A 15,892-nucleotide genomic window follows, 5' to 3' on the forward strand; every position below is an offset into this window, starting at 1 on the left:
ATTTGGCCTTTATCTAGAGGGAATATGGAGCAGAAAAGCCTAAGACAAAAAGACCGGGATTACGTTTGGCATCCGTTGACGCAACACAAAACGTCAGGAGAAATGATGCCTATTGCCCGGGCGCAGGGAGCCCTGCTCTTCGATCCCGAAGAGCGTTCCTATATCGATGGGATTTCTTCCTGGTACACGGCGGTGTATGGCCATTGTCATCCCGAACTAATCGGTGCCGTCCGGTCCCAGATGGAAACCCTGGATCAAGTTGTTTTTAGCGGATTTACCCACCGCCCCGCTGTTCAACTTGCAGAGCAACTGCTCGCTGTGCTTCCCGGAGACATGAGTAAGGTCTTTTATTCCGACAACGGTTCTACAGCAACTGAGATCGGCATCAAAATGGCCTTGCAGTATCACTTTAACCGAGGCGAAAAACGCAGTGTGCTCCTCGCGTTTGAAGAAGGCTTTCACGGCGATACCTTTGGAGCCATGTCGGTATCGGGCCTTTCGGTGTACAACGGGCCTTTCGAAGACTTTTTCCTTAAAGTCAAACGAATTCCAGTACCTACTGCAGAGAACAAACAGGAAGTTCTGAAGATGGCAGAACAGCTTCTCCAAGAACATGCTGTGGCAGGATTCATCTATGAGCCATTGGTTCAGGGGGCTGCCGGAATGAAGATTTACGATGCCTCAGCATTAGACCAACTCTTGGGGATGATGCAGGCAGAAGAGGTAATTTGTATTGCGGATGAGGTCATGACAGGTTTTGGAAAAACCGGAAGTCTATTTGCCTCCTCTCAACTCCAGCATACTCCCGAAATCATCTGCCTCTCCAAGGCTCTTTCCGCCGGATGGTGCCTATGGCGGCGACGGCCTGCAGCGAAAAAATATACCAGGCCTTTTACGCGGACGAAATCGCCAAAGGGTTTTTCCACGGGCATACTTATACCGCGAACCCCTTGGCCTGTACGGCGGCTCGCAAAGCTTGGAACTCTTGCAAAGCAATGAAATCCAACAGGGGATTCGCCGCATCCGAACGGCCAATGAACTTTTTGCAGCGGAGATGAAGAACAACCCCAAAGTCACCAATGTGCGGACCCTAGGGGTGATTTTTGCTTTGGATTTAAACCTTCAAATGGACCGCTACGGCAACCTTAGAGATAAGATGTACCGGGCCTTTATGGAAAGAGGGGTCTTCTTGAGGCCCTTAGGGCAAACCATCTACACCCTTCCTCCTTACGTCACCAGTATCGATCAATTGGAACGCATTTTCCAGAGTATTCGCGAAGTAGTGGATTTGATTGACTGATCATGCTCAAACAGCCGATTGACATAACCGGAATTGCCACTGTATCGGCCTTGGGGAGCTCCCCACAGGAGGTGCGAGATTCCTTTTATTCTGTAGATCATCTTTTGACTTTTCAAGACGGGTATTGGGCTGGGCGCTTACCCGATCTGCTCAAACAGCAACTCAAAGCCATTCAAAAAGAAAAGAAAATCTACCGTAAACTCGACCCTACTGTTTTGTACGGATTGCTTGCCGGGCGATTATTTCAGGACCAATACCCCTTAGATAAAAGCCGAAGAACCGGGATCAATATGGGGTCTTCGCGGGGCGCGACCACTTTGTGGGAAGAGCATTATGAGGCGCACCTTCAGGGGAAAGCCCTGACCCCTGCCGTTTCGCCAAGCACCACCTTGGGGAATCTGTCGACTTGGCTAGCCGATGATTTGGGGGTTGAAGGGCCCGTTTTGAGCCATTCCATTACCTGTTCTACCGCCTTGCACGCCGTTTTGAACGGGGTGGCCTGGTTGCAGTCCGATATGGCTGAGGTATTCTTAGTTGGGGGAAGCGAAGCCCCTTTAACTTCTTTCACTCAGGCCCAGATGAAGGCACTTAAACTGACCTCTCCCTTAGGTGAAGAAGGTGCACAAGCGTACCCCTGCCGATCGTTGGATTTAGAAAAAACGAAGAATCATCTGGTGTTGGGTGAAGGGGCCGGATTACTGCGACTTGAAAAAACCTCCGGCAAAGCCCCTTTGGCCCGAATTGTCGGAGTGGGGTACTCCACAGAACGTCTGGAGAGTGCAGCCGGTCTGACCCCGGAAGCCGAGTGTTTTCAGCGTTCCATGAAGGCTGCTTTGGGCGCCTTACCTCCCGAAGAGGTGGATGCAGTGGTCATGCACGCTCCTGGAACAGTGAAGGGCGATTGGGCCGAGACCCGGGCGATCCAAGCGGTCTTTTGTAACACATTGCCTTTTTTAACTACACACAAATGGAAGATAGGACATACCTTTGGTGCTTCGGGTATTTTCAGTCTGCTTCAGGCCCTCCTGATGTTGGAGGACAATGCTCCACTTCCCCTGCCTTTCCCCCTATCTAAGGAAGCTCCTTTTGCAAACACCACACCTGAGCAAATGGATTACGTACTGGTCAATGCCGTAGGCTTCGGCGGAAACGCAGTCTCGATCTTATTATCAAAGTAAAGGGTGGTTTACAGCTGCCAATTGGCACCCCGCGAAAGATTTATTCAATAGGGCCGGGATGGAATTACCAGAGTATCTTAAAGGGAAGAACCTGCTTCAAAAGAGGAATCAATTGAAGACGGCACTGTTGTCGAAGAAGGAGAGCAGCAGTAGAGGCGTTAAAAGGGAAGGGTCGATTGGCCTTTCTCAAGATTTCGCCTATTTTTGAAACTTAGATTAGAACTAAAGCACTGCCCGGTTCTCGGGCTGTGCTTTCATCTTTCCAGAACGCCTATGAGTTCAAACATTCCAACCAAACACGACTGGACCCGAGAAGAGATCATGGAGATCTACAACACCCCGCTGATGGATTTACTCTATCGTGCGGCAAGCGTCCACCGACAAGTGCATGACCCCAATCAAGTTCAGGTATCAACCTTGCTTTCGATTAAGACGGGGGGGTGCCCAGAAGATTGCGGCTATTGCCCACAAGCAGCCCGTTACCATACGGATGTCGAAGGCAATGACCTGATGTCGGTACAGCAAGTGAAGGCCCAGGCTTTAAGAGCTAAGTCAGCCGGTAGCTCGCGAGTGTGTATGGGAGCGGCATGGAGAAACGTGCGCGATGGAGAGGAATTCGACCAGGTACTTGAGATGGTTCGCACCATCAACGGCTTGGATATGGAAGTCTGCTGTACTTTGGGAATGATTACCGAAAACCAGGCCAAGCGTCTTGCGGAGGCCGGATTATACGCCTACAACCATAACTTAGATACCTCCGAGGAGTACTACAAGGAGGTGATCTCTACCCGAGGGTACGAAGATCGTTTGCAGACCATTGAGAACGTCCGTAAAACCAACGTGACGGTTTGCAGTGGAGGGATTATCGGAATGGGTGAAAGCTTGGAAGACCGCGCTGGAATGCTGGTCAGCTTGTCCACCTTGAATCCACAACCGGAATCGGTGCCCATCAACTCTTTGGTGGCTGTGGAAGGTACCCCTATGGAAGAGCAGAAACCCGTCGATATTTGGGAAATGATCCGGATGGTAGCCACCACGAGAATTGTCATGCCCAAAACCCAGGTGCGTCTTTCTGCCGGAAGAACAGAGATGAGTGCTGAGGGACAAGCCATGTGCTTTTTCGCTGGAGCCAACTCCATCTTTGCCGGAGATAAGTTATTGACGACTCCGAATCCGGATGTGAACGAAGACAAAGCGCTCTTTAAAGCCTTAGGTATTGACATGCAGGCGCCTTTCGAAAAGCATCCTCAACCGGAATCCAAGCCGGCGGAAGAAAGCACTCCAGCTTTGGGAGAAAAACCAAAGTGGAGCCGACCCGGTCACAGCATCGCCCGTAACGAAGAGGCGAGGATCACCAAAAAGACAATCGAAAGCTAAACCACCTCGTTATGGAGTTGCGTTTACAAAATATTCCCAAAGTTGAAGGCCTGACCAAAGAGGCTTTTTTGAAAGAGTATTACCGCCCTCAGAAACCGGTTGTTATTGCCGGTGGGATCAAAGAGTGGCCTGCTTTTGAAAAATGGAACCTCGACTACTTCAAAGAAATTGCTGGAGACAAGTTGGTCCCTCTTTACGACGATCGGCCGGTCAAACACGATGAGGGCTTCAATCAGCCGCATGCCGAGATGAAGATGTCGGACTATATCGATCTTCTGAAGAAAGAGCCTACGCGCTACCGTATTTTTCTGTGGAATATTCTGAAAGAGGTCCCCCAATTGCAGCAGGATTACAAAATGCCGGATTTCGGATTGCGCATCATGAAGGGCTTACCCATGATGTTTTTTGGAGGGGAAGACAGCTACACCTTCATGCACTACGATATTGATCTGGCGAATATTTTTCACTTTCACTTTGATGGCAAAAAGGAGTGTATACTTTTTGGTCAAACGGAAAACAAGTACCTCTACAAGGTGCCTCATTCCCTGATCACAAGGGAGGACATTGACTTTAAACAGCCCGATTTTGAAAAATGGCCAGCACTTAAAAAGGCCAATGGACACATCGCTCATTTAGAACACGGGGATGTACTTTATATTCCCGAAGGCTACTGGCACTATATGCGTTATATCACGCCCGGTTTTTCTATGAGCCTACGCTCTATGGCCAAGAAGCCTAAAAACCTTGGGAAAGCGCTCTATAACATCTTCATCATGCGACACTTCGATAACCTGATGCGCAGACTCAAGGGGCAGGATTGGATCGATTGGAAAAACGAGCAGGCGATTGAGCGCACAAAGCGATACGCTTAAGACTTCATTTTATCACCCAAAGCCTCATAAATCCATTCGGGTTCCCAGCCGCGATAGCGGAGGCCGTCTTTGAGTTTTTGCAAGCGGTTGGCCTGGGGTTTTCCGGTGCTTTGCCTCCAGAGTTTCTCGACCCATTGATGAAAAGTAGCCTGGTATTCTTCCAGATCGATTTCGCGCAGAGCGCGGTCAATGGCCAGGCCAGAAATATCCCGTTGCTTGAGTTCCTGACGCAGGCGGTTCTTCCCCCATCCTTTGTGGCGAAACTTCCCCAATACGAATTGTTCTGTAAAACGACCCTCGTTCAAATAGCCCTCGGCGATCAAATGCCCAAGAATGTGATCGATCGCCTCTGGGATCATTCTCATCTCTATCAATTTTTGACGTACTTCCTGGTGGCAACGCTCTTGATAGGCACAGTAGTTTTCGGCCTTTTTCAGGGCTTCTTCCAGGGTGTATGTCGGGCGATTAAAGGTCATTTGCGACTGCAAATTAGTTCGCTTTGGGGTAAAAAAAAGCGGCCCAGATGGGCCGCTTTTACACTGTCATTTTGAAGCATTCGTTTAAGCCCGAAGGGTTTTTCCTTCTCCATCTTTAAAACGATACTCCAAATACGTATAGGCATCACGGGGTTGAATTTTGACCCATTTTTTGTGATCCATAAACCACTTCTGTCGAATGGACGGAAATCCTTGGGTTAGGTAGGCGGCAATGAAAGGATGAATGTTGAGGGTGATTTTTTTCCCTTTGTTCTTTCCTTTCAGAATCCGTTCCAATTCGTGGTTAATGCGATCAATCAAAACAATAGGGGCTTCGATTTCTTGCCCGGGAGCGTTTGGGTTTTCTTCACTGGTTTTGATATTCATTTCAGGACGTACCCGTTGACGGGTGATCTGAATCAAGCCGAATTTACTTGGAGGTAAAATCTTGTGCTTGGCACGATCCTCTTTCATGACCTCTCGGAGGTGATCGTACAGGCGACGCCTGTGTTCACCTTTGGTCATATCGATGAAGTCGATCACAATGATTCCCCCCATATCCCTGAGGCGGAGTTGGCGAGCAACCTCTGTTGCGGCCAATAAATTTACTTCAAGGGCTGTATCTTCCTGATTTTTTGCTTTGTTGGATCGGTTGCCCGAGTTCACGTCGATGACGTGCAAAGCTTCTGTGTGTTCGATAACCAGATAGGCCCCGCGACTCATGGAAGCGGTGCGTCCAAATGACGTTTTGATCTGCCTTTCTATACCGAATTTTTCATAAATAGGGGCGGCTCCTTTGTAATTCTTGACAATTTCGGCCTTTTCAGGGGCAATCTCCAGCAGGTAATCGCGGATATTGTCGCCCAGGACTTCATCGTCTACGTGGATTCCAGTAAAGTTATCGTTGAAGACGTCGCGCAGAATACTACTGGCGCGGTTTAGTTCAACCAACACTTTAGAAGGATGACGAGCTTTCTGTAGCTGACTGCACATATGCTCCCATTTCTCGTATAGATTTTGCAGGTCTTTGTCGAGTTCTGCAACTTTTTTGCCTTCTGCTACGGTACGGATGATCACACCAAAGCCCTTCGGCTTTATACTGGTGACAAGTCGTTTTAATCGGTCTTTCTCTTCTTTACTTCCAATCTTCTGGGAAACGGAGACACGGTCAGAAAAAGGAACCATAACCAGGTAACGGCCCGCAATGGACAGCTCGGAGCTGATGCGGGGACCTTTGGTAGAAATCGGTTCTTTCACAATCTGAACCAAGAGTGATTGACTCGACTTGATGACCTCGTTGATACTTCCGTTTTTGTTAATATCTTTCTCGGACGGGAAATTTTTTAGCGAAAAATCCTTGAGCTTTCCGCCTCGAACAAGTTTGATAAACTTGAGAAGCGATGCGAGTTGTGGACCCAAATCGTGGTAGTGCAGGAAGGCGTCTTTTTCGTATCCTACATCCACAAAGGCGGCATTTAAGCCAGTTACTGGCTTACGTATTTTCGCTAGGAAGATGTCACCAACAGAAAAGCTGTTGTTGTCTTCCTCCTTGTGAAGTTCTATGAGTTTCCCATCTTTTAGCAGGGCAAAATCGACAGCGTCTGAACTAGATCTAACAATTAATTCATAACTCACTTATATCGATTTTTATCATGCATTCCGGGTAATTCCGGTTACAATTCAGTTAAACAAATGACACATCAAATCGCGTTTTGATGTGTATCGGACCAGAATGTCAAAGAACGTCTAAAAGCAAAAAGTAGTTATGAAACTACTTTTTCTTGTGTCGGTTAGCGCGTCTGCGTTTTTTTCTTTTGTGCGTCGCTACCTTATGTCTTTTTCTTTTTTTACCACTAGGCATACTACTTATACTTTATATTTAACGATTACTTCACCTGAACATTGCTCTTCACACCCTCAACAAAAACTTTTGCTGGCTTGAAAGCGGGAATATTATGTGCGGGAATCTTGATTGTAGTGTTCTTAGAAATGTTGCGGCCAGTTTTCTCGGCTCTTGTTTTAATGATAAAACTTCCAAAACCTCTTAAGTAAACGTTGTCTCCGTTTTCAAGAGAAGTTTTAACCTCCTCCATGAAGGATTCTACCGTGGCTTGCACATCACCCTTCTCTATCCCTAGTTTCTCTGAGATTCTAGATACGATATCCGCTTTCGTCATTGTAATTATTTATTTTCTGTTTTTTTTGGCAGGCAAATATATAAATTTAAAGTCAGCTTTAGCCTAATCCCCCTGATTTTAAGGAATTAAAGATGGAGGTTTTTCATTTGGCTGAGTTAAAGAAAACCCCTACACCCAAATTCATGAAGTTTGCTGCTTGTATTTTGCACTGGTATGACCAGAATAAGAGGGACTTACCCTGGCGTCAGGACCCTATTCCCTACCACATTTGGCTTTCAGAAATTCTCATGCAGCAAACCCGAATTGAGCAGGGGACTCCCTATTACTTGCGTTTTGTGGAAGCCTTTCCTACAGTTCACGACCTGGCAGCCGCTCCGGAAGAAAAAGTGATGAAGCTGTGGCAGGGTTTGGGCTATTACAACCGGGCTCGAAATCTTCATGCAACCGCTCGGTACATCAGTCGGGAATGCGGGGGGGTGTTTCCGGATAGCTACAAGGATCTGTTGTCTTTAAAAGGAGTGGGCTCTTATACTGCCAGTGCCATTGCCTCTATTTGTTTTGGAGAGGCGCGAGCGGTAGTTGATGGGAATGTCTACCGGGTTCTTTCTCGCTACTATGGAATCGACAGCCCGATTGATCGTCCTCCTGGTCAAAGGGAATTTCAGGCCTTGGCGAACTCTTTGCTGCCTAAAACAAGAAGGGGAGATTACAACCAAGGCATCATGGAGTTTGGCGCGATGCAGTGTCGCCCTAAAAATCCAAGGTGTTCGACTTGTCCCTTGCAGGAAGGTTGTCAGGCTCATCGGCAGGGGCGTATAGTGGAACTGCCAGTAAAGGCTGGAAAAACCAAGGTTAAAAAGGAGTATTTGCATTTTGCCCTAGCACTGGACCCTAAGGGGGAGTTTCGCGTCCAACAGCGGCCTGTCAAAGGGTACTGGCCACGATTATATGAATTCCCGGGCTTGAAGCTTGATCGGGAAGAAAGTTCAGAGCGCATTCAGGAAAGCCTGCGAAAAGAGTTGAATATGGAGCCGGCAACAGAACTCCGTCAACTACACGAACAACCCATTAAGCATCAACTATCGCACAGGGTCTTGCAACTCTTTTTTTGGTCTACGGAGGAGGTCTATGAAATGGGGGTTGAACAAAGGCAAGAGGCGCTTTCAAAAATCGAGGGCTTTGCTTGGCCAGTTCCCTTAGCTGAGTTCCTACAGCGGATGAAATTTTAGTACTTTTACCAGAAGCGAGAATTATGAGTGGAACACTGAATAAGGTCATGTTAATTGGCCACTTGGGAGACGAGGTTAAAATGCACTATTTCGAAGGAGGTAACTGTGTTGGACGTTTCCCTATTGCAACGAATGAAACCTATACCAACCGCCAGACAGGAGAGAAGGTTAACAATACGGAATGGCACAATATTGTTGTGCGCAACAAGGCCGCTGAGATCTGTGAAAAATACCTAAAAAAAGGAGACAAAATCTATGTAGAAGGCCGCATCAAAACACGTCAATGGCAGGGTGAAGACGGGCAAACCCGTTACAGTACCGAAATCCAGGTGACCGATTTTACCTTTTTGACTCCGAAAGAGGGTCAGTTTAATGCAGGTCCTTCAGCACCTGCTGCACAAGCACAGAGTTCTTCAGCACCCGCAGCTGCGCCTTCTAATCCGGCGCCACAACTCCCTGCGGAAGATGATGATCTCCCTTTTTGATTTTAAAGCAGTAGTAGTTGGAAGCAGAACCCTTTCATTTGGCCGTATCGAACATTGCAGAGACCGGGCTTTTTTGGGTCAACATTGTCGTTTTCTTGGTACTCCTGGTATGTTCGGCCCTGGTCTCAGGCGCTGAGGTCGCCCTTTTCGGACTTCACACAGCTGACATTCAGTCTTTACAGGAAAGTAAAGACAAAAGGCCTCAACTGGTTTTGCGCTTATTGGAAAAGCCCAAAAAGCTATTGGCAACTATTCTCATTGCCAACAATGCCATCAATATTGCCATAGTTCTATTATTCACCGCCATCGGGGATGTCTTATTTGATCAGATAGAAGGGCGATTTTTTGATTTGGTAGCCAAGAGAACGGTCTTGGATATTGCCTTAGCAACGATACTCATTTTACTTTTCGGGGAGATCCTTCCCAAGATTTATGCGAGCCGAAACCGGGTGGCCTTCAGTCTCTTTATGGCCTTGCCCATCTCTTTCTTAGAAAAGCTGTTTACCCCGCTCAGTCAACCGATGAAGTCGTTCAGTCAATCCCTGGAGAACCGCTTGGGGCGTAAAAAGTCCAACATCAGCGTAGACCATTTATCCCAGGCGCTTGAATTGACCTCCGAGGGGGATACTACGACAGAAGAGAAAAAGATTCTGGAAGGGATTGTCAACTTCGGAAACACCGATACCAAACAAGTCATGCGTCCCCGAACCGATGTCTTTGCTCTTCCGATAGAAAAGAGCTTCGCTGAAGTGATGCAAATGATCGTTAAAGCGGGCTATTCGAGGGTTCCGGTCTATGAAGAGCAACTTGATCGTATCATTGGGGTGTTGTATGTCAAGGATTTATTACCCTATATCGAAAGTGAAACCCTTGATTGGGTATCTTTAGTACGTCCGCCTTACTTTGTTCCAGAAAACAAAAAACTGGACGATCTTCTCCTGGAGTTTCAGGACCAAAAAAATCACCTGGCCATTGTGGTCGATGAGTATGGCGGAACCTCCGGAATAGTGACCCTGGAAGACGTAATTGAAGAGATCGTAGGAGATATCAGTGACGAGTTTGACGACGAGGATTTGATCTACTCCAAATTAGATGAGTTCAATTATGTATTCGACGGAAAAACCACCTTACGGGATTTCTACCGGGTCGTCAAGCTCAAAGAAGAAGAACTCTTTGAAGAGCACAAAGGAGAGTCCGAAACCATTGCCGGTTTTGTGCTGGAGGTGGCCAAAGGATTCCCGAGAAGAGGAGAAAAAGTAAGTTTTAACCAGTACCAGTTTGTTGTTGAGAGTATTGACAAAAAGCGCCTAAAGCAAATTAAAGTTACCCTGCCCCATGAAACTTAACTGGTTACTGTTTGTCTTGATTTTTATCCTCTTTTTTGAATGTGAGGATTCCCTTGTTCCCAAACCCAAGGCTCAACTTCGCCTTGATTTTCCTGAAGCAAAATACGTGAGTAGCGAGAACACCGCTTGCGATTACACCATGGATGTCAATTTGATGAGTATCATCAAACAAGGAGAAGACTGTTCCATTGTCGTGGAGTACCCACAACTAAAAGGGTCCATTTACCTGACCTATAAGAAGGTAGAAGACAACCTGGAAACGCTGTTGATCGACGCTCAAAAACTCTCTTATGAGCACGTCGTTAAAGCAGATCAAATCAGTGAGCAGCCGTTTATCAACGACAAAGACAAGGTCTACGGAATGTTTTATGAGGTCAGTGGAAATGCTGCTTCACAATCCCAGTTTTACGTGACCGATAGTACGGATCATTTTCTTGCTGGGTCTTTGTATTTCTATGCCAAGCCGAACTACGATTCCATCATGCCGGCTGCGGTATACCTGCAAAAAGACATCCGTCATTTGATGGAGTCCTTAAAGTGGAAGAAGTAGTTCTAAGAGTCTAAAAAGCTTTTCGCCTTCTCCAGGCTTCCATTGATCTTATCGCGAACGATTCTGACCTTTTCTTCTTCTTGGTTTAGCAGTTGCTTTTTCTCTTCATTGAGTTCAGAACCATCCATGATCTCTTCTGTCGTGAAACCCTGGCTAAAATCCTTCATCCAGGTCATCATACTCTTGTAAGCATCTTGAAGTTCAAGGACAATAGCTGCTGCTTCCTGACCACGCACTGTTGTACTGTCAACCTCCGCCTCTAATTTCACAATCATGGCGTTGAGTTCACTCATTTTGGGCATGACTTCGTCGTGGATGGCCATAACCTCTTTCATTTGGGCAGAACTATCATCGACTTGTTCTTGTTGACTGCCTTCTTTTTGTTTGTTGTCATCCTTGCAGAAAACAAAGGCGAGTGTAAGGACTAAAAAGCAGAAAGTGAGGAATTTAGGAGAGCTGTGCATGAAATTGGCGTTAAACTTTTCGCAAAAATAACAAAGAAAGAGAGCGGCCCGGATATTAATCAGGACTTTTGTGGCTTATTCTCGAGGGCTTGAAAACAGATCAGAAAAAATGGGTATACCTCCTTGTTCTCTCCATCATTTGGGGAACCTCGTATATCCTCATTAAAAAGGGACTCCAGGGTTTTACTCCAATTCAATTGGGTGCTGTTCGAGTCTTATTGGCTGCCTTATTTTTAGGGGTCATCGGTTTTAGAAGCCTCACAAAACTCACGCCTTATCAGTGGAAATGGATTGCCGTCTCTGGCTTTTTGGGGAGCTTTTTTCCGGTCTTTCTTTTTGCCTACGCCCAAACCGAAATCGACAGTGGTGTAACGGCAGTTCTCAATTCCATGGTCCCATTATTTACCCTATTTATCGGACGGTTCTTGTTCGGTACGGCCATTCGGCCCTTGCAACTCATCGGGGTGCTCTTTGGTTTTATTGGGGCCGTCGGATTAATTCTTGTCGGAGCACAGATTCACGCCGATCAGAACTACAGCTACGCCCTTTTGATTCTATTAGCGGCTTTAGGATACGCCTGCAATGCCAATATCATTAAGGCCAAATTACAAGGTGCTTCCCCTTTAGCGATTGCGACGGGCAATTTTGCCGTCATTACTTTGCCGGCACTTATCATTCTGCCTCTGTCGGGTTTCTTTGACACCGCGGTTATCGAAGGCCCTTACTTCTGGAGTTCTTTGGGTTACCTCACCTTGCTCTGTGTGATGAGCACTTGTATTGCCAAGATTATGTTCAATCGCTTGATTCAGATGGCCGACCCGGTCTTTTCGGTCTCCGTGACCTATTTGATTCCGATCGTCGGATTGATGTGGGGGGTGGCCGACGGTGAATCTTTTGTATTACAGCAATTGTTAGCAGCTCTCTTCATCCTTCTCGGTGTTTACCTGGTTACTCAGAAAAAGGAACGCCTTTTCTTTTTTTCGACAAAGACCAAAAAAAGGCGCTCCCTTAGGAACGCCTCTTGATCTGGTTAAAGAAATGCTTATTTGAAGTCAGCCTCAGAGACGCCTTCATTCACTTTGATTTCTTTTACTTTAAACTCGAAAGTTTGCGGTCCTACAGTCTGTACCAACATAAAAGGGAACTGGATTCCAGAAACCTCTTTGTAGTCTCCGAGCATTGTTTTTTGCTCGAACTGCTGACCTTGAGCTTCGATGATGTTTACTTCCAACACTTTTAGTCCGCTCTCTACGTCGTAGAAGACGTTTTTGTTGTCGGTTACTTTGATTTTGTAAGCTGCCTTACCATCAATCTTTTCGATGGCTTCCAGACTTACATTACCAAGAGTCAGCCAGTTGAGTTCTGGGAAAGTAGAGGACTCTTCTTTGGCCTTTTCGATTTCCTCAGGCGTCAACTCTCGTTTTTGACCTTGAGCAACGGCATACCCCTTGTCTCCGTCAATAACCTGCTTTTGGACCGAGTTCCCCATCATCTTGATGTCTTGCATGAATCGTCCTTTTGGCGCCTTTTTCATTTCGAGCTCCAAAACCATACCCTGCATTTCTGCTTCGGCAGTCATCAAGTAAGACTCAACTGCTTCCAATTTATCTTTTCCTCCTGCGGCAGCAACGTAGGCCTCTAATACCGTAGTAGCATTTACACCCTCAGGGATTGGAATTTCAAAAACAGGCTTTTCTGTTTTCTGAGCCGTCTTGTCGTAGAAAAGAACAGGTACATTCTTTCCTTTGAACTCGATTTTTTCGAGGTTGTCAATCACATCGGCACCTTTTCCAACAACCACAACACGTGCGTTGTCAGAGCTCAAGTACTTCTGAGCAGCCTTTTGAACATCGTCAATGCTAACAGCATCTAGGCGCTCAAGGTAGGTCTCGTAATAGTCCGAAGGAAGGCCTTCAGTCGCGATGTTGTAGGCAAAGTTGGCCAGGGTTTGTGGGCTCTCTAGGGAACGAACAAAGCTCCCTGCGTAACCCGCCTTAGCATTCGCCAATTCTTCAGCACTTACAGGAGTTGTGGTGATTTTATCGATTTCTTCCAAAATCTGAACAACAGAACTATCGGTTACCGCATTACGAACCGATGCAAAGGCGCGGAAGCGAACTTTACTGTTTTTGTCATTTCCGATACTGGAGTAAGAACCGTAAGTGTACCCCTTGTCTTCACGCAAGTTGAGGAAGAGACGTCCTTCAGCTCCACCCCCTAGAATTCGGTTAGCCAACAGAGCGTCTAGGTAGTCGTCGTTCTTCATTTTAAGATCGACTAAGTTTTGAACGGTGACCTCTGATTGAACTGCATTCGGCATATCCACAAAGTTGATTTGCGTGTACTGAGCGTCTTTAGGCTCGCTAAAGCTCAAGGACAAAGGAGTCGCTTTGGTCCAATCGTTGAAGTACTTTTTAACGAGTTTCTTCACCTCTTTAAATTCGACATCACCAATAACGATCATGTACGCATTGGCTGGAACAAAATAGTCTCTGTAGAACTTCTTGGTATCGGCCAAAGTAACGTTGTTTACAGTTTCTTCGGTAGTGAATTCACCATACGGATGAGAAGTTCCATAGGCCAAAGCACTCTGAACACGTCCGGCGATGGCAGAAACGTCTTTCTCTTGCGTTTTTAGACCTGTCAAAAGGATTTCTTTTTCCTTGTCAAATTCTTCCTGAGTGAAGTTTGGATTCAATGCGGCATCCGCAAACATTTCCATAACACGAGGGAAGTACTTAGACAAACAACTGGCAAAACCACTTTGAGATCCAAAACTGATGTTGGCTCCCATAAAGTCCACTTCGTCGTTGAAGTCGTCCTTAGAAATATTGGTAGATCCTTTTCCGAGTAAGCTGCTCACCATGGATGACATACCGGCCTTGTCGCCTTCAGCGATAGGTGGGTTGTCCATGCTCAATTGAATAGAAACTCTTGGGAGTTTATGGTTTTCGACCACCATGACGGTCAGGCCGTTGTTCAGGTCAAAGGTCTCTGGAGTTCCCAAATTGATTTTAGGAGCAGGACCTGGCTCAGGTTGTTTGCTTCGATCGATCTGGGCGTTTACCAGTACAAAAGCAAAAAGTGCGAGTAGTGTAAATAAATTCTTCTTCATCTTACTTAGATTCTTTTTGTTCTGGCAAGTATTCCAATTCCAGACGTTGATTTGGGTTCAAGTATTTGCGGGCTACATCGCGAATTTCTTCACGGGTGATGCTTCTGTAGATATCGATCTGGGTGTTGATCAGGTTGGTATCATCATAGAGCATGTAGTAGCGAGCCAAAGAGTTGGCGATTCCAGAAACACTGCTGTTGGAATTCACAAAGTTATTCTCGAACTGGTTCTGAAGTTTTTGGTAATCTCTTTCAGAAATCAAATCCTTTTGGATCTTGATAATTTCTTCGTCTATTTCTTTTTGCAGATCTGGAAGGGTATTATCACCTACAGGAAGTGCACCAACGATGTAAGAACCGTAATCCTCACGAGAGTTGTTGAAGGCAAATACCTGAAGAGCCATTTTCTTTTCATCTACGATTTTCTTGTACATCTTGGAGCTCTGTCCACTGCTGAGGTAAGAAGAAATCATGTCCAAAACATAGGCATCTCTTTCGGTTTGAGCAGGCGTACGGTAAGCCATCATCAAAAGAGGAATCTGAATGTTTGGATCGTAGAACTTGGTCTTTATGGTTTCAGTGATCGGCTCTTCCTTGTAGGTTTTACGAGGAACGTCTTTCCCGCGTGGAATAGGGCCGAAGTAGTCCTGAATCATTTTCTTGGTTTTGGCGATATCAATATCACCGGCAACAACCAATACCGCGTTGTTGGGTACGTAATAGATTTCGTTAAAACGTTTGAAGTCATCCAGGGTTGCGCTGGCCAAGTGCTCAAGAGAACCAATCGTTTGCCAACGGTAAGGGTGATTTTTGAAGAGGTTTTCGGCAACGACGATACTCCACTGTCCGTAAGGAGAGTTGTCGTAACGCAATCTCTTCTCTTCCTGAACAACTTCTTTCTGGGTGTCTACCCCAATTTGGTTGATGATCGGGTGGAGAAGACGCTCTGATTCCATCCAAAGTCCCAATTCCAAATTGTTGGAAGGGAAGTTTTCGTAGTAATAGGTGCGGTCCTGAGTGGTGTTCGCGTTGTTACTTCCTCCATTAGAAGTAACCAACTTGAACCACTCACCGCGTTCGATGTTTTCGGTTCCTTCAAACAGCAAGTGTTCAAAGAAGTGAGCAAATCCTGTCTTGTCACTCTCTTCATCTTTTGCACCGACGTGGTACATAACTGAAGTAGTCACCACCGGGGCAGAATTGTCTTGATGCAGAATAACATGCATGCCATTGTCTAGGTCATACTCTTCATAACTCACTTGCTGGGCATGGAGTAAGGGCATGAAAAGTAACAATGCACCTGCAAGAGTGATTGTGTGTTTCATTTGTATCTTATTAAGTTAATTTCCGAACATTAGTGTTC

Annotated in this window: 14 protein-coding genes and 1 pseudogene; 9 read left to right on the forward strand and 6 right to left on the reverse strand. The window is 46.3% G+C overall.

All coding sequences use genetic code 11. From position 1 onward, the window contains the following. Window positions 1–24: 24 nt before the first annotated feature. The 4 genes and pseudogenes from bioA (at window position 25) to BST99_RS12395 (ending at window position 4,727) form a co-directional block, all read left to right on the forward strand. Window positions 25–1,300: pseudogene (gene bioA, locus BST99_RS12380) on the forward strand (adenosylmethionine--8-amino-7-oxononanoate transaminase). 2 nt (window positions 1,301–1,302) lie between these two features. Further along, window positions 1,303–2,478 carry a beta-ketoacyl synthase N-terminal-like domain-containing protein gene (locus BST99_RS12385; protein WP_105002076.1) on the forward strand — a complete coding sequence of 392 codons (1,176 nt, stop codon included), beginning with the start codon at window positions 1,303–1,305 and terminating at the stop codon, window positions 2,476–2,478. 273 nt (window positions 2,479–2,751) lie between these two features. Further along, a complete protein-coding gene (gene bioB, locus BST99_RS12390; RefSeq protein ID WP_105002077.1) occupies window positions 2,752–3,855 on the forward strand; it encodes a biotin synthase BioB in 1,104 nt (367 codons plus the stop codon). Between the two features lie 11 nt (window positions 3,856–3,866). Continuing rightward, window positions 3,867–4,727 carry a cupin-like domain-containing protein gene (locus tag BST99_RS12395; protein WP_105002078.1) on the forward strand — a complete coding sequence of 287 codons (861 nt, stop codon included), beginning with the start codon at window positions 3,867–3,869 and terminating at the stop codon, window positions 4,725–4,727. On the opposite strand, the gene BST99_RS12400 is transcribed toward BST99_RS12395, so the two are convergent. The 3 genes from BST99_RS12400 to BST99_RS12410 form a co-directional block, all read right to left on the reverse strand. Then, a complete protein-coding gene (locus BST99_RS12400) occupies window positions 4,724–5,215 on the reverse strand; it encodes a regulatory protein RecX (protein WP_245916258.1) in 492 nt (163 codons plus the stop codon). The two genes, BST99_RS12395 and BST99_RS12400, sit on opposite strands and share 4 nt — an antisense overlap. 72 nt (window positions 5,216–5,287) lie before the next feature. After that, a complete protein-coding gene (locus BST99_RS12405) occupies window positions 5,288–6,838 on the reverse strand; it encodes an Rne/Rng family ribonuclease (protein WP_105002080.1) in 1,551 nt (516 codons plus the stop codon). Window positions 6,839–7,089: 251 nt separating this feature from the next. After that, the gene (locus BST99_RS12410) at window positions 7,090–7,380 is read right to left on the reverse strand and encodes an HU family DNA-binding protein (protein WP_105002081.1); all 291 of its coding nucleotides are present in this window, start codon (window positions 7,378–7,380) and stop codon (window positions 7,090–7,092) included. 92 nt (window positions 7,381–7,472) lie between these two features. On the opposite strand from BST99_RS12410, the gene mutY reads away from it, so the two are divergent. The 4 genes from mutY to gldD are packed head-to-tail and all read left to right on the forward strand — an operon-like array spanning window position 7,473 to window position 10,951. Then, window positions 7,473–8,570, forward strand: coding sequence for an A/G-specific adenine glycosylase (gene mutY, locus BST99_RS12415; RefSeq protein ID WP_245916259.1), 1,098 nt, complete (start codon window positions 7,473–7,475; stop codon window positions 8,568–8,570). Window positions 8,571–8,593: 23 nt separating this feature from the next. Continuing rightward, window positions 8,594–9,055 (forward strand): single-stranded DNA-binding protein, encoded by a 462-nt coding sequence (locus BST99_RS12420; RefSeq protein ID WP_105002082.1) that lies wholly within the window; start codon window positions 8,594–8,596, stop codon window positions 9,053–9,055. 17 nt (window positions 9,056–9,072) lie between these two features. Further along, window positions 9,073–10,401 carry a gliding motility-associated protein GldE gene (gene gldE, locus BST99_RS12425; RefSeq protein WP_105002083.1) on the forward strand — a complete coding sequence of 443 codons (1,329 nt, stop codon included), beginning with the start codon at window positions 9,073–9,075 and terminating at the stop codon, window positions 10,399–10,401. Continuing rightward, window positions 10,391–10,951, forward strand: coding sequence for a gliding motility lipoprotein GldD (gene gldD / locus BST99_RS12430; RefSeq protein ID WP_105002084.1), 561 nt, complete (start codon window positions 10,391–10,393; stop codon window positions 10,949–10,951). The genes gldE and gldD overlap by 11 nt, the downstream gene beginning before the upstream one ends. A gap of 2 nt (window positions 10,952–10,953) precedes the next feature. Here gldD and BST99_RS12435 read toward each other — a convergent pair whose 3' ends face one another. After that, on the reverse strand, window positions 10,954–11,415 hold the full coding sequence (locus BST99_RS12435; RefSeq protein ID WP_105002085.1) for a hypothetical protein: 462 nt from the start codon (window positions 11,413–11,415) through the stop codon (window positions 10,954–10,956). Between the two features lie 89 nt (window positions 11,416–11,504). Here BST99_RS12435 and BST99_RS12440 point away from each other — a divergent pair, with 89 nt between their 5' ends. Then, window positions 11,505–12,440: a DMT family transporter gene (locus BST99_RS12440; RefSeq protein WP_105002086.1), complete on the forward strand. Its 936-nt coding sequence runs from the start codon at window positions 11,505–11,507 to the stop codon at window positions 12,438–12,440. Between the two features lie 17 nt (window positions 12,441–12,457). On the opposite strand, the gene BST99_RS12445 is transcribed toward BST99_RS12440, so the two are convergent. Together BST99_RS12445 and BST99_RS12450 are read right to left on the reverse strand one after the other, a co-directional pair. After that, window positions 12,458–14,530, reverse strand: coding sequence for a M16 family metallopeptidase (locus tag BST99_RS12445; RefSeq protein WP_105002087.1), 2,073 nt, complete (start codon window positions 14,528–14,530; stop codon window positions 12,458–12,460). Between the two features lies 1 nt (window position 14,531). Next, on the reverse strand, window positions 14,532–15,854 hold the full coding sequence (locus BST99_RS12450) for a M16 family metallopeptidase (RefSeq protein ID WP_105002088.1): 1,323 nt from the start codon (window positions 15,852–15,854) through the stop codon (window positions 14,532–14,534). Window positions 15,855–15,892 lie beyond the last annotated feature (38 nt).

The organism is Aureicoccus marinus, from assembly GCF_002954325.1.
Classification (GTDB): Bacteria; Bacteroidota; Bacteroidia; order Flavobacteriales; family Flavobacteriaceae; genus Aureicoccus; species Aureicoccus marinus.

What these genes read in the sequence shown, in the direction of transcription:
- BST99_RS12385 (WP_105002076.1), top strand. Translation starts at nt 1,303, where the DNA reads ATGCTCAAACAGCCGATTGACATAACCGGAATTGCCACTGTATCGGCC.
- bioB (WP_105002077.1), top strand. Translation starts at nt 2,752, where the DNA reads ATGAGTTCAAACATTCCAACCAAACACGACTGGACCCGAGAAGAGATC.
- BST99_RS12395 (WP_105002078.1), top strand. Translation starts at nt 3,867, where the DNA reads ATGGAGTTGCGTTTACAAAATATTCCCAAAGTTGAAGGCCTGACCAAA.
- BST99_RS12410 (WP_105002081.1), bottom strand. Translation starts at nt 7,380, where the DNA reads ATGACGAAAGCGGATATCGTATCTAGAATCTCAGAGAAACTAGGGATA.
- mutY (WP_245916259.1), top strand. Translation starts at nt 7,473, where the DNA reads ATGGAGGTTTTTCATTTGGCTGAGTTAAAGAAAACCCCTACACCCAAA.
- BST99_RS12420 (WP_105002082.1), top strand. Translation starts at nt 8,594, where the DNA reads ATGAGTGGAACACTGAATAAGGTCATGTTAATTGGCCACTTGGGAGAC.
- gldD (WP_105002084.1), top strand. Translation starts at nt 10,391, where the DNA reads ATGAAACTTAACTGGTTACTGTTTGTCTTGATTTTTATCCTCTTTTTT.
- BST99_RS12435 (WP_105002085.1), bottom strand. Translation starts at nt 11,415, where the DNA reads ATGCACAGCTCTCCTAAATTCCTCACTTTCTGCTTTTTAGTCCTTACA.
- BST99_RS12445 (WP_105002087.1), bottom strand. Translation starts at nt 14,530, where the DNA reads ATGAAGAAGAATTTATTTACACTACTCGCACTTTTTGCTTTTGTACTG.
- BST99_RS12450 (WP_105002088.1), bottom strand. Translation starts at nt 15,854, where the DNA reads ATGAAACACACAATCACTCTTGCAGGTGCATTGTTACTTTTCATGCCC.